Genomic DNA, 13,595 nt, shown 5'->3' with positions numbered 1-13,595 from the left:
TAACAAAAAACAGGCCATTTTTCCTTTAAAAATACAAATCCCTCTCCCCCTTTTTAACTCGCTCCAACCTGTCTATCAGTTTATCCCGGAACTGTTCGTCTTTATAATCTTTCAGATTTTCTTCGATAAGCCGGTAGCCCTTTTCTTTTGTCTCTTTAGGAGCATAGTCTTCAAGATATTCGGCCATGGTAAGCATAGCATTGGGCTGACAGAAGCGCTTGATGAAACCGGGAACAGAAAACTCCATAAAATGTTCCCCGGTTCGTTTTAAACGATAACAAGCCGTGCAAAAGGAAGGTAAAAAGCCATGACCAATAAGTTCGTCCATCACCTCGTTCAGGGTGCGGTTATCACCGATGGTGAATTGTTCCTGATCAAGATTTTGTTCGGGATTTTTTGTTGTATAACCCTTCAGTTCAATGTTGGTTCCACCATCAATCTGCGACACCCCGAATTGTAAAACCTCATCGCGGATATGTGCCGGTTCACGGGCGGTAAGAATCATTCCTGTGTAAGGAACAGCAAGTCTCAAAATGGCCACCAGGCGGGTAAATTCTTCATCCGAAACATCGAATTCAGGTTTTGCGTCAAACCCGGATGCCTTTTTCAGCCTGGGAAAAGAAATGGTATGCGGGCCAACATTGTAAACTGCTTCGAAATGATTAACATGCCGAAGAAGCCCCAAAACCTCAAACCGCCAGTCGTAGAGTCCCAAAAGAGCACCAATGCCCACATCGTCGATGCCGGCTTCCTGGGCACGGTCAAGCGCCGTGATCCGCCAGTCGAAATCACGTTTTTTCCCGCCAAGATGAACTTTCAGATATGTATCGCGATGATAAGTCTCCTGAAAAACCTGATAGGTGCCGATACCGGCTTCTTTTACAATTTTAAAACCATCCACATCGAAAGGTGCGGCATTGATATTAACCCTTCTTATCTCTCCGTTAAGATGTTTAACACTGTATACATGGCGTACGGTATCGGCAATAAATTTTGCATCGTATTTGGGATGCTCTCCAAAAACAAGGATTAACCGCTTATGCCCGGCATCTTCGAGCATAGTAACCTCCTCACTTATTTCCTCAGGTGTTAAAGTAATCCGTTTTTGTTTCTTATTATCGGTTCTGAAACCGCAGTATGCACAATTGTTGACACACAAATTTCCGATATAAAGAGGCGCAAAAAGCACAATTCGCTTTCCATATACTCTCTCTTTCAACTCGCGGGCACCTTCCTTTATCTCTTCAATGAGTTCGGGCGTGTTGGCATTGATCAAGGCGGCCGTTTCATCGAGTGTCAGTCTGTTTTTATCCAGCGAGCGGGCAATAACTTCCCTCACTCGTCCCGGATCGGGATTTTCATTTCTCTTCAGGATTTCCCAAATCTCATCAGAATCAATAAAATTCTGCATGGGACGATCTTCAATCCTGTATTTTTGCGGATGATAAAAAATTGACATAACCCTTGTCTTTAAAACTATAAAGTTACGACGATTACCGGGTTATTGAAAAAATAAAACAGAAAATCGCCTAATACTCGTCAAGAATTTTCTTTACATCATCAGGCGAAACACGCCCGTAAACCCGCTCTCCTATGGTTACCACGGGAGCCAGTCCGCAGGCGCCGACGCACCGCAGACAACTCAACGAAAACTTGCCATCGGGGGTTGTTTCACCCACTTTCACATCCAGCCGGCGTTTAAACTCGTCGAGTACCTTCTCGGCTCCGCGCACATAGCACGCTGTACCCATACAAATGGAAATAGGATGCTTTCCTTTAGGCAACATGGAGAAGAAAGAATAAAATGTCACCACACCGTATACATGCGCAACGGAAACATTCATCTCATCAGCCACGATTTCCTGAACCTCGGCAGGAAGATAACCAAACAATTGCTGTGCCTGATGTAAAACGTTGATAAGTTCGCCAGGATCGTTATTAAAACTTTTGCAAATGTCCTTCAACTCCTGAACTTTGTTATCGGGTATTTTTACTTTTGCCATAAAAACAGATCATTAGATTATCAGATTAAAGATATTTAGATGTTAGATTGTTAGATTGTTAAAAACTATCCACTAAAAACTATCCACTAAAAACTATCCACTATCCACTATCTACTAAAAACTTATTCTTCAATCTCCACTTTTTTCTTTCGATCGAAATAGTGGGTGTGCAACAGTTCATGCGACAGGTCGCTGAGCGGTTTTCCGAGAAACTCTTTATAGAGTTCCTGTATGAACGGATTTTCGTGCGACTTGCGTATGGGTTTTCCGGCATCTTCTTCATAGATGGCCCGTTGACGTTTCTTCAATATATCAACATTGCCATGATGATAAGGCTGTCCACCTCCACCTATACATCCGCCCGGACAAGCCATTATTTCAATAGCATGGAAATCCGACTTTCCTGATTTCACATCTTCCAACAACTTACGGGCATTGCCCAATCCATGCGCAATACCGATGTTAAGTTTCATGCCGTCAAAATCGACGGTTGCTTTCCTTGAACCTTCCATTCCCCTGAGCTCATTAAATTCAACCTTTTCAAGATGTTTCCCGGTATGCAATTCATAAGCAGAACGTACAGCAGCTTCAATCACGCCACCTGTTGTTCCGAAAATAACTCCGGCGCCTGTCGATTCTCCGAGAGGCTGATCAAATTCCTCATCGGTAAGTGAAGCAAAATCAATATTGGCATTACGGATGAGCTGAGCCAGTTCACGTGTGGTAACGGATACATTAACATCTGCATCTCCATTCACGGAGAACTCCTCGCGTGTACATTCATATTTCTTGGCCAGGCAAGGCATTACCGAAACCACCACAAGGTCTTCACGTTTTTTATCAAGCTTCTTTGCAAAGTAAGATTTTGCTATGGCACCAAACATCTGCTGAGGTGATTTTGCTGTGGAAGGAATATCAATCATCTCCGGAAACTGATGTTCGAAAAATTTGACCCAACCAGGGCAGCAACTGGTAAGAATAGGCAATTTAACACTCTTATCCCCGTTTAAATGACGTGTAAGCCGATCGAGGAATTCGGTTCCTTCTTCCATAATCGTCAAATCGGCAGCAAAATCGGTATCAAACACGTAGTCGAATCCCAGTTTTCTCAATGCGGCCACCATCTTACCGGTAACCAGAGTGCCGGGTTCCATTCCGAATGATTCTCCCAACGCTGCCCTGACGGCCGGTGCAGTCTGAACCACCACGGTTTTATTCGGATCAACCAGTGCTTCTATCACTTTCCAGGTATAGTCACGTTCGGTCAACGCTCCAGTAGGGCAAACAGCCACACACTGACCACAATATGTACAAACCGAATGATCAAGGTCCATTTCGAAGGCAGGCGCCACAACCGACTCGAAACCGCGATTGACAGCCGACAAAACGCCCACTGTCTGCACTTCGTTACAGGCTGTTTCACACCGGCGACACATGATACATTTATCCATCTCGCGTATGATTGCCGGAGACCGGTCTCCTTTGTAATGCGACTGCTCTCCGGTGTAGTGAATTTCCCTGATGCCAAGATTTTGTGCCAGGTCCTGCAGTTCGCATTCTCCTGATTTAGCACAAGTCAGACACTCGGCAGGGTGATCGGAAAGGATCAGTTCCATAACTGTACGCCTTGCATTGATTACTCTGACCGTATGCGTTTTAACAACCATTCCCTCAAGGCATTCTGTTTTACAGGCAGGCGCAAGATTACGGCGTCCTTCAACTTCCACAACACAAACCCTGCAACCACCGGGCTTATTTTCAAAATTCATGTCGTCCATTTTCATATAACACAACGACGGAATCTTGATACCGATAGATTTGGCGGCCTCCAGAATGGTAGTTCCCTGTTCCACCACAACCGGCTTATTATCTATAGTTAGTTTAACTAAGTTCATTCCTTTTATTTTTTTCAATGATTATCAATCTGGTTACTGAACACTGATGGCTCCAAATTTACATTTCTCCATACATGCCCCGCATTTGATGCAAACAGAGCTGTCGATAAAGTGCGGCATCTTCTTCTCTCCCGAAATGGCATCAACCGGACAAACCCGGGAACACAGAGTACATCCAACACACAGGTTTTGGTCGATGACATACTGCATAAGAGCCCGGCACTGTCCTGCCGGACATTTTCCATCTTTCACGTGGGCCTCATATTCTTCCGGGAAATTATCCATAGTAGATAGTACCGGGTTTGGCGATGTCTGCCCCAACCCGCAAAGTGCAGTATCCTTGATTACATTTGCAAGATTTCGGAGAAGGGTAAGATCACCCTCTTCAGCTTTACCCAGAGTAATCTTGTCGAGTAACTCATATAGTCGTTTATTCCCAACCCGACATGGCGTACATTTACCACAGCTTTCCTCAACCGTGAAATCAAGATAGAATTTAGCGACAGAAACCATACAGTCATCCTCATCCATCACAATCATACCACCCGATCCCATCATTGATCCACTCGCCAGCAGAGTATCATAATCGATGGGCAAATCCAGGTGATTCTCTGTCAGGCATCCCCCGGAAGGCCCTCCTGTTTGAACCGCTTTAAATTTCTTTCCTCCTTTTATGCCGCCGCCAATGTCAAATATTACCTCTCTCAGCGTTGTACCCATCGGTACTTCAATGAGGCCGACATTATTTACTTTACCGGCCAGCGCAAAAACTTTTGTTCCCGCACTTTTCTCAGTACCTATTTTGTTGAACCATTCGGCTCCTTTAAGGAAAATGGCAGGAATATTAGCAAACGTTTCAACATTGTTCACATTGGTTGGCTTTCCCTTATATCCGCTCTGTGCCGGGAAAGGCGGTTTCACGGTAGGTTCTCCGCGCATACCTTCCATCGAATGAATCAGTGCTGTTTCCTCGCCACACACAAAAGCACCGGCACCATAGCGGATACTGACATCAAAATCAAAGCCCGAACCGAATATATCCTTACCGAGCAAACCGTATTCCCTGGCCTGGTCTATGGCAATCTTAAGCCGTTTAATGGCCAGTGGATATTCTGCACGGATGTATATCAGACCTGTATCGGCACCAATACAATAGCCGCAAATGGCCATTGCTTCCAATACGGAATGCGGATCTCCTTCCAGAATCGAACGGTCCATAAAAGCGCCAGGGTCACCTTCATCGGCGTTACAAACCACATATTTCTGATCAGATTCTGATTTGTAGGTCAGCTCCCATTTCAGGCCGGTAGGGAAGCCTCCCCCGCCGCGTCCCCTGAGACCGGAATCCTTAACGACTTTTATTGCCTCTTCGGGGGACATTTTCTCCAGAACAGTTCCCAAAGCACTGTAACCATCCCGCGCAATGTATTCATCAATATTCTCGGGATCGATGAAACCGCAGTTTCTTAAAGCGATTCTCAACTGCTTTTTGTAAAAATCCATGTGCCTGGAGTCACTCACCGGTGCTTTGGTTTCGGGATCGATGTACAATAAACGTTCAACTTTCCGTCCTTTCACCAGATGCTCCAAAACCAACTCTTCGGCATCCTCGGGGGCCACATGGACGTAAAAAGTATTATCGGGTACCATTTTTATAACCGGACCCTTTTCACAGAAACCAAAGCAACCTGTTTTTACTACCTGAACGTCATTCCCCAAATTGTTTTCATCAACAGCTTTTTGAAGGTTGGCAGCAATGGCTTCGCTTTGGGAAGCCCGGCAACCGGTACCTCCACAAACAAGAATATGATTTTTATATTTGGCCATAGCAATATTTTGGATTTGAATTTATGAGTGCGGTATAAAAAGCATATTTTTGTCAAAATCAAGGCGTTTTAAATTTTTGTACCGGAGTTAACTCATTGTTAATGAGGATGCAAAAATTTAAAACAACACAGAGTTTGGCAACAAAGATGCTTTTTAGACCGGGCTCATTTATTTATTATCAATGGTTTTATAAGTATCGGGGATGATTCCATCCACAAGTTCACCGTTCTTAATATACTTTTCTATGATCTCCGAAGCTTTTTTTGTGTCAACATTCCCAATAATAACGGGCTCTTCACCTGGAAGTGTTACTTCAATGGTTGGTTCTGCATAACAATAGCCCATACATCCTGTCTGGGTTACAACAGCATCAATAGCCTGATTATCCAGATCGTCAATGATATAGTTCATGGTCTCCCTGGCTCCGGATGCAATTCCGCAGGTAGCCATAGACACCTTTATTTGCACCAGGTTATCAGGATTATCACTTTTTTCTCGAAGGTTAATTTTACCTTTGAGTTCATCCCTCATTTTTCTGAGGTCCTGAAGACTTTTTACTTTATTACTCATATCTGAATCAATTTTCAAAAACTTAGATTTCTTCTTTTAACATATTTCTGATAAAAACATTCACTCTCGGATGCGATACAGGAACACCATCCAAAACCTCCTTAATCTCTTCTGATGAAATTTCAAATGAGCCGGTACTCTTCGCTATCCGTATCCTGAAATTAATATCCGGGTGCCCGGTTATCAGAAGCGCTAAAGTTGCCGGAATATCGCCCTGTGGAACACAATCTATATGCGTGGTTACAAAAGTGGCAGACACTAAAGTGCCCCTCCCGGGCTCCGATTCAACCTGCACCGCACCTCCTGTTTGTTCAGCATTCATCTTTAAAAAAGGCAATCCCAAGCCCACTTTTCTGGTTGTTCGCGATGTTGAGTAGGGATCGAGTACCTTTTTAACAGTTTCGGTATCCATTCCGCAACCGTTGTCGCGAATGGTCATTTCCAAAACATCATCGTGATAATTCAAGTCAACAACCACCTGAGTTGCCCCTGCCTTCACCGAATTTTCGACAATATCGAGTATATGCATCGATAAATCCTTCATTAGTTTTTTAGGTATTATGGAACTCGTTCCGCATAATCGCGACTCGTTTCATCTTATATCTTATATCTAAAAATCTTACGATCTATTATTATCCCAAAGTGGAAGTATTTTTCGTCCTGACTTGCACTTTAAAGCTTTTTTAAACTCTTCCAGAGTGGTATCCTTCATTTTTAAATGTGTTACGTGAGTGCCTAACTTATCAGGCTGATGAGCATCCGATCCTGCAACCAAAGGTTTTATTTTACCCCATCCCTGACTTAGCACATATTCTGGTTCTGCATTTGGACTAATTTCCAGCGCATCCGCTCTGACATCAGACGGAATAAACCCAAGCTGACTGATCAGGCTGTTGCTTCTCCGGTCGATATGGGCAGGAATAAAGACGCCTCCCAAACGATGCACCTCTTCATAAGACTGCTCCAAACTCCTGTCGATCGAGACAATCAGCAAACGTTCCTCCTCTCCCAGAATATTCTCATTCTCATCTACCCAAACCTGATCGCCGAAATAATCGGGCTTATTTTTAATGACCCGAAGCCACTTATCTAACCATCTCTGAAACTCGTTTATTGCTTGCAAATCTTCAAACAATGCCAGGGAATGTACCTCTTCACGGGTGTTGATCTCTGCGCCTCCCCATACCTTAATTCCGGCATCGCCTCCGAGCTTCATTACAACCCGGCATTGGCGGGTAGAATTGTGATCTGTGATCGCTAATATGTCAATGTGCTTTTGTCTGGCTTCATGAATGATTCGTGCCGGACTCATTTCCAGACTTCCACAAGGTGACAACACCGAATGAACATGCAAATCGGCACGAAATATTTTGAGCATTATATTGGTTCATTTTGATTTAATCAAAGCATAAAGTTTTCCTGCAACATCAAATGCCTCAAGTTCTGTACCCAGCAAAGGAATACCTTCCTCATTGCTCTGAGCAAGGGTATCATCGTCGGGCTTTAACCCTTTGACGAGTATCACTGCAGCCACCTCTTTCAATGAGGCAACGGCCATCACATTTTTATGGGTCTGCAGGGTTATCCACACATCACCTTCGGATGCGTTGCCCATAACATCGCTTAGCAAATCGGAAACATATCCGCCTGTAATTTCGCGATCAAGTCCTTTTTCACCACCAAAAACGGTGAGACCCAATTTATGCACGATGTCATTCACTGTCATTTTCCGCTCCTTTCTTGTTACAGTTTTTATCGAGCCTGTTCTTACCCCAAATTTTTTCTATAATTCTCAGAGCATGCTCTCCGCTGAGCTTACTGTGTTTTTCCATCATTCTCTGAATAAATACACAAGCCGAAAGTTGGGATTCTCTTCTTACAATATCTTCGGCCAGACTTTGACAATTGGGTGCTCCGCAGGCTCCACAATCAATTCCGGGTAAAAAGCACATCAGATGACGCACCTGTTGCATCTTTCTCATGGCTTCACCCATGTCCTCATCCAGAGCCATCATCGACCGGGGTTTTAATTCACCTATTCCCAGGTTTTTCGACATAAAGTTCGAATACGCTTTTATATCCCCTGGAATATCTGCCACACCTTCGAACCGAACAGCTCTTTTATGGAGCCTCTCAACAGTAAGAAAACGATTTCCGCCCACCAAAACGCCACCGGCACAACTTTGGTCACAGGCTCTGAGCTCGAGAAAATCAACCCCCTCAATCTCATCATTCTCAAGCTTTTCAAGAAATTCAATCACATTGTGTATCTCATCAATAGCCAGGCAACGTCCCTCCATACCGGAAACTTCACCTCCGGTGAGACTGTGTTTTATTGATCGCGGACTCAGCAACGGCAACATTTCGCCCGGAGAGATACTACTGTTGTTGTGACGGTTTTTAACCATCCGGTATATCTTGTTATAGATAAAACTCATGTTAATAACCCCGTCAAGTGGCGATTTTTCTTCTCCCACAGGGCTTTTTACGGCAGCAATTTTAGCTGCACAGGGCGTAACATAAAAAATTCCGATATCCGCCGGGTCAATACCTTCGTCTTCGAGGCGCTTCCTGAAATAAACTGCTGATGCATCAATGGGTGGCTTCACCCTTAAAACCTGATCAAGCAAGGAAGGGAACTTAATTTGTATCAACCGCACAATGGCGGGACAAAAGGAAGAGATAACCGGCTTTTGCATTGCTTCGCGGGAAACTTCGATCATGGTGCGGTTGATAAGACCTGCTGTATGTTCCGTCTGAAAAACATGCGTGAATCCCAGCTCTCTCATCACCGAAAAAATCTCTGCCTCGGTCACTTTCGACTGAAACTGCCCGATTAGTACAGCAGGAACCAGAGCCACCCTGCATTTGAACCGGAAAATTTTATCAAAGTCGTCCTGCTCCACATAAATAGCATCTACCGGACAAGCACGCATACACTCTCCACAATCGACACACCAGTCGGCCCTTATCGATGCTTTCCCGTTTCTTATACGGATGGCACCTGTAGGACACACGTTCATACAGTGCGTGCATCCGTAACAAAGCTCATCATCAACTTTCAGGGCATGATAAAATCCGGCTTCTGCCATTATCTTTTTCCGTTTAAGAAAATTACAAGTTCAACAATCGTTCCTTTCCCTACCTTGCTGGAAATATTCAACTGATCGGCATTTTTCTTCATATTCGGAAGTCCCATTCCGGCTCCAAACCCCATCTCGCGTACTGCCTGCGATGCAGTTGAAAACCCTTCCTGCATTGCCTGCTCTATATCAGGTATGCCCGGTCCTTTGTCCTCTATTTTTACATCAATGCGCTCCGGTTCAATTTCCACATAAATGCAACCATTCCATGCATGTGCAACAACGTTGACTTCTCCTTCATAAAGAGCTACAACAAGTCGCTTAATAATTGGCGGAGGAACATTTAATTGTTTCAGTATCTTTTTAACTTCACTACTGGCATTCCCGGCTTTTGAAAAATTCCCTCCTTCTATCTCGTATTTGAACTTCATTCCTTTTAACCTGCTAAGTTTTAATAAACCGGCTTCAGGCCTGCTGTGCTCAACCTGGCAACAGCATTAAACATGGAAAAACGGCATTCCACCAAAACCATTTCATGCTCACAGGCAATTTCAATCATAGGCGGTAACACCTTTTTGTTCCTTACAAATATAACACACTCTATATCAGCCATTTCTGCTGTTCTTATTGTCTGTAAATTATTCAAGCCGGTAATTAAAACCAGTTTGTCACTATCCAAAGTAAGTACATCGCTCATCAAGTCGCTTGCAAAACCATACTGCACTTCCTTGTCGAGAAACTGCTCACCACAAACCACCTTGCCTTCCAAAACTTCCACTAACTGACTAATCTTCATTTGGTTTTCGGCCTAAATTTGAATTCTTGTAAGTTTACAAAAACCTAATTATCAATGAAATATAATTAAAGATTTTTTTCAATAATAATCACACGAAACTACAATTTTTAACCTTTAGAAAAAATAAAAAATGGCATTGTAAGTAATTAATACTAAGTCTAAATTATCGTAAGAATGGCTGCATTACATTTTTACATATATTCTACGGTAACCTCTTTCAGGAACTTCTCTTCCAATAAGTTTACGATACGCTTAATAACTGTCCGTCTGATTTCAAGTTCTACCGGCAAGTTGGGGTCCTGATGGGCAACATTAATTCTGGTACCGTTTAGAATATGAATTTTATCGCTTTCCAAAAGCATTCGGATAATCTGATCGGCAGGACCATTACCGAGTTTTGTGTCGCGATGATAATTTTCGAGTATCCGTGCCACTTTTCCCAGCGTCAAAATGCCCTCTGTTACAAGATTGATGCCCTCAACATAAGAAACCGGGGGTAGTTCGGGATCGGAAGATTGCATTCCGGCATCAAATTCCAAAGCCAGCTCCCGGGCAACAATTTCGGCAGTAGTGCCACCGGAAATAATCTTCTTGCCATTGAAACGCTGCACTTTCAGAGCAAAATCCAGATCGTGTTTTTCTTCAAACGGTGGCCCCGACACTAAAAGAAGTTTTCGGGGTTCTCGAAAATATACAACTCCGCAAGAGGTATCATCCTTCGGAGTTTCACCGTCATGGAGCGCCGCCATGTTAACAATTTTCCTGGCCATTTTAGTGGCCGAAATGTATGGTTCGTTACCTAAAACTTTGAGAGCATATTCAACTGCACCCTCCCGTCCCCAACCAAACGGGAATGAACGTGTTCCCATTCCCGATTGAATTATTCCGTCGGTCCAGAAAACAATCCGGTCTTCCTTTTGAGCCATAAAACTGCAGGTTCGAATAACCTTACCCTTGTGTTTTTCCGATTCAAGTTCAAGATTTTCCCATCCAGGATCAAACTCCCGGTTATTCCGAAGCAATAAGCATGGAGGATTGTCGTATTCAACGATAGTTGTTTGTCCGCTGTCCTCTATATCAACAATGGTAAAAGTGGAATAGCTTATTTTTCGGACCGAACACACAGGCAGCGTATCCATAATTATTTCAGCTGTTTTTCTCACCTCCCTGTGCTCTATAGTAAAATTTACAGCCATCGACGAAGTTAGTGAAGCCAAAACATTGGCCTTCACGCCCGATCCCATCCCGTCTGACAAGACCACAATGGTTCGCCCCTCTTCTCTTACCCTTCGTGAAAGAAAGACATCACCACAGATGGATTCACCTTCATGATCGTTTTGCTCACAAAAAATATCAAGGAAAATATTTTGTTCGGGTAAATGCATCTTGATTCAAAATAAAGGCTTTTACTTCTTTTCTATCTCAGCATCATCGCGTGTTCCCAGCTTTTGTGCCTCAATTATGGATGTTAAAATCTTTTCGGTTTTGGATGCACTCTCACCCAAAAGAAATGCGATTTGCTGCACTGTTTCAAGGTTCTCCCGTATCACCTCACGAGCCCTTGTCACCACCTCTTCTCTCCTAACTTCCGGGGCCGTAAGATCGCGTATTATCCCCCCCACAATTTTATTTTTTTCTATAGTGAAGACAGAAACATTGAGAATTGAACTTCCTAAAGTTGTATCGCGATTCAATAAATCCTGTCCCGACTGTAAAACAGTGGCGAACAATTTATGAAATGGCAACAGAGACTGCAATTCGGCCCCCTTCAGGCCCGGTACCAGCTCATTAATATGTTGGGCATCTTCACCAATCATATTAATAAAACTATGGTTCGATTCAATAATTTTCAGATTTTCATCCACAATCACCACGCCTGCCCTTATTTTGTTGAGCATGGCTGTGGTGGTTTCGGCAGCAAGCCTGGCTGCCTTCTCTTCTTCCCTGGCCTTTTCTTCGCTCTGTTTGAGGGCCTCCTTTGTTTTCTTAAGTTTCTCATTGGTGGCATTCAACTTTCCAATATAGGTATGCATCTTGTGGATGGTATAAGTATAACACATCTCATAATTGGTAAGTCCCTGACAATAGGCAACGGCAAACTCACGACACGACGGATAACCACAGGCTCCGCATCCCAGCTGGTCTTCCACTTTTCCTTTTCCCATTTCATGCAAGACACGCTGAATTTCACTTTCTGAGGGATAAGGTAACCGTTGGTCCCTGGCTTTGAATGAACGACTCAGATCAAGGTCGCGAAACGACTCAACCTGCTGTTGCCATGTTTCATAGTCGAAATCTCTGAGCCTTTTGTTTACATATTTGATCACGTGTGAGCGCCGGTAGAATTTTTTGCCGCCAGGCGATGTTCCCGGGCCCATGATACAACCTTCGCAATAGAAAAGGTCAAGATGTTGTTGTAACCCTATTTCTGTTTTAAATTCCTGTAGCGACTGAAGAAAGTTGTTTCTTCCTTCAGTAATGATAATGCTGGCACTCAGCAAGTCCTGATTTATGTCCACAGCCTGAAGCATCCCACGGTTAATTGGGAAAAGTCCGCCTTTCCGACCAATAGGAGGATCAAAATCACTGAATTCTACAGAGTTTTCGGTAATACGCTTTTCGGCAAACATTTCTCTCAATTCCAGAAATGTCAGCACAGCATCGGTACGACCGTCTCCTTTAAAAAAACGAGCGTCATCTTTTGCTGCAACACAGGCAGTAAGAAACACTACTTTGGTATTTTCGCCATATAACTGTCTCGTCACTTTAGCCATAGCCACATAAGGAGGAACTATTGGTGCCAGGTTATCAACCAGTTCCGGATGATATTTTTCCACATGAGACACAACAGGAGGGCAATTTGTACTGATATAGTATTTACCATGAAAATTGTATAATAATTCACGGTAACGAAAAGAAACGAGATCAACACCAAAAGCACCCTCCATAACATAAGTAAATCCAAGTGCCCGGATCATACCCACAAATTTCCGGTAATCGGTAATATCTACAAACTCAGCCGAAATGGTCGGGTCACAAACTGCAGCCACAGGAACATCTCCGTCGAGTAATTCCTGAACCATTTTCTTTTCATCACGAACATCAATAGCATTCTGGGAACACATGGTAACACAATTACCACAACCAATACATCTCGATGGTAATATCTCGGCATGCTTGTCTTTTATTCTGATGGCCTTGGCCGGACAAACACGAATACAGGTGAGACTTAAATTACATTTATCGGGGTCTACATGAATTAACTGCGCCATAACAAGAAACTTTTCCGGCTTTATAGACAAGCACTAACTATTTCTACCTAATGTCTGTCCATAAAGTACCATTTGCTGTGTTACGCTCTCCGCCAAAATACTCATTTACGAAAAGTAAACTCCGTTTTTGGCGGCTTCGCAAGCCTTGC

General features: G+C 43.6%; 13 protein-coding genes. All 13 read right to left on the bottom strand.

Annotation, left to right across the window (positions count from 1 at the left end):
• Window positions 1–25: 25 nt before the first annotated feature.
• The gene (gene hydG, locus OQ5_RS0111930; protein ID WP_016777710.1) at window positions 26–1,459 is read right to left on the bottom strand and encodes a [FeFe] hydrogenase H-cluster radical SAM maturase HydG; all 1,434 of its coding nucleotides are present in this window, start codon (window positions 1,457–1,459) and stop codon (window positions 26–28) included.
• Window positions 1,460–1,529: 70 nt separating this feature from the next.
• A complete protein-coding gene (locus OQ5_RS0111925) occupies window positions 1,530–2,003 on the bottom strand; it encodes an NADH-quinone oxidoreductase subunit NuoE family protein (protein WP_016777709.1) in 474 nt (157 codons plus the stop codon).
• A 122-nt stretch (window positions 2,004–2,125) separates the two neighbouring features.
• Window positions 2,126–3,898: an NADH-dependent [FeFe] hydrogenase, group A6 gene (locus OQ5_RS0111920; protein ID WP_016777708.1), complete on the bottom strand. Its 1,773-nt coding sequence runs from the start codon at window positions 3,896–3,898 to the stop codon at window positions 2,126–2,128.
• A 33-nt stretch (window positions 3,899–3,931) separates the two neighbouring features.
• Window positions 3,932–5,725 (bottom strand): NADH-quinone oxidoreductase subunit NuoF, encoded by a 1,794-nt coding sequence (locus OQ5_RS0111915; protein WP_016777707.1) that lies wholly within the window; start codon window positions 5,723–5,725, stop codon window positions 3,932–3,934.
• A gap of 168 nt (window positions 5,726–5,893) precedes the next feature.
• Window positions 5,894–6,295, bottom strand: a complete 402-nt coding sequence (locus OQ5_RS0111910; RefSeq protein WP_026055265.1) for a (2Fe-2S) ferredoxin domain-containing protein — start codon at window positions 6,293–6,295, stop codon at window positions 5,894–5,896.
• A 22-nt stretch (window positions 6,296–6,317) separates the two neighbouring features.
• Window positions 6,318–6,839 carry an ATP-binding protein gene (locus OQ5_RS0111905; RefSeq protein ID WP_026055264.1) on the bottom strand — a complete coding sequence of 174 codons (522 nt, stop codon included), beginning with the start codon at window positions 6,837–6,839 and terminating at the stop codon, window positions 6,318–6,320.
• A 75-nt stretch (window positions 6,840–6,914) separates the two neighbouring features.
• On the bottom strand, window positions 6,915–7,673 hold the full coding sequence (locus tag OQ5_RS0111900; protein ID WP_016777704.1) for a PHP domain-containing protein: 759 nt from the start codon (window positions 7,671–7,673) through the stop codon (window positions 6,915–6,917).
• Window positions 7,674–7,682: 9 nt separating this feature from the next.
• Window positions 7,683–8,021 carry a DRTGG domain-containing protein gene (locus OQ5_RS0111895; protein WP_016777703.1) on the bottom strand — a complete coding sequence of 113 codons (339 nt, stop codon included), beginning with the start codon at window positions 8,019–8,021 and terminating at the stop codon, window positions 7,683–7,685.
• The gene (locus OQ5_RS0111890) at window positions 8,008–9,387 is read right to left on the bottom strand and encodes a [Fe-Fe] hydrogenase large subunit C-terminal domain-containing protein (RefSeq protein WP_016777702.1); all 1,380 of its coding nucleotides are present in this window, start codon (window positions 9,385–9,387) and stop codon (window positions 8,008–8,010) included. The genes OQ5_RS0111895 and OQ5_RS0111890 overlap by 14 nt, the downstream gene beginning before the upstream one ends.
• Window positions 9,387–9,809 (bottom strand): ATP-binding protein, encoded by a 423-nt coding sequence (locus OQ5_RS0111885; protein WP_016777701.1) that lies wholly within the window; start codon window positions 9,807–9,809, stop codon window positions 9,387–9,389. The genes OQ5_RS0111890 and OQ5_RS0111885 overlap by 1 nt, the downstream gene beginning before the upstream one ends.
• Window positions 9,810–9,829: 20 nt before the next feature.
• Window positions 9,830–10,174: a hypothetical protein gene (locus OQ5_RS0111880; RefSeq protein WP_016777700.1), complete on the bottom strand. Its 345-nt coding sequence runs from the start codon at window positions 10,172–10,174 to the stop codon at window positions 9,830–9,832.
• 191 nt (window positions 10,175–10,365) lie between these two features.
• A complete protein-coding gene (locus OQ5_RS0111875; protein WP_016777699.1) occupies window positions 10,366–11,559 on the bottom strand; it encodes a SpoIIE family protein phosphatase in 1,194 nt (397 codons plus the stop codon).
• A gap of 21 nt (window positions 11,560–11,580) precedes the next feature.
• Window positions 11,581–13,446, bottom strand: a complete 1,866-nt coding sequence (locus OQ5_RS0111870) for a [Fe-Fe] hydrogenase large subunit C-terminal domain-containing protein (protein ID WP_044107827.1) — start codon at window positions 13,444–13,446, stop codon at window positions 11,581–11,583.
• Window positions 13,447–13,595: the final 149 nt, after the last annotated feature.

Source organism: Anaerophaga thermohalophila str. Valhall (assembly GCF_000250735.1).
GTDB lineage: Bacteria > Bacteroidota > Bacteroidia > Bacteroidales > Marinilabiliaceae > Anaerophaga > Anaerophaga thermohalophila_A.
Note: the sequence above shows the minus strand (reverse complement) of the source record. Positions and strands in the feature narration are given on the sequence as shown.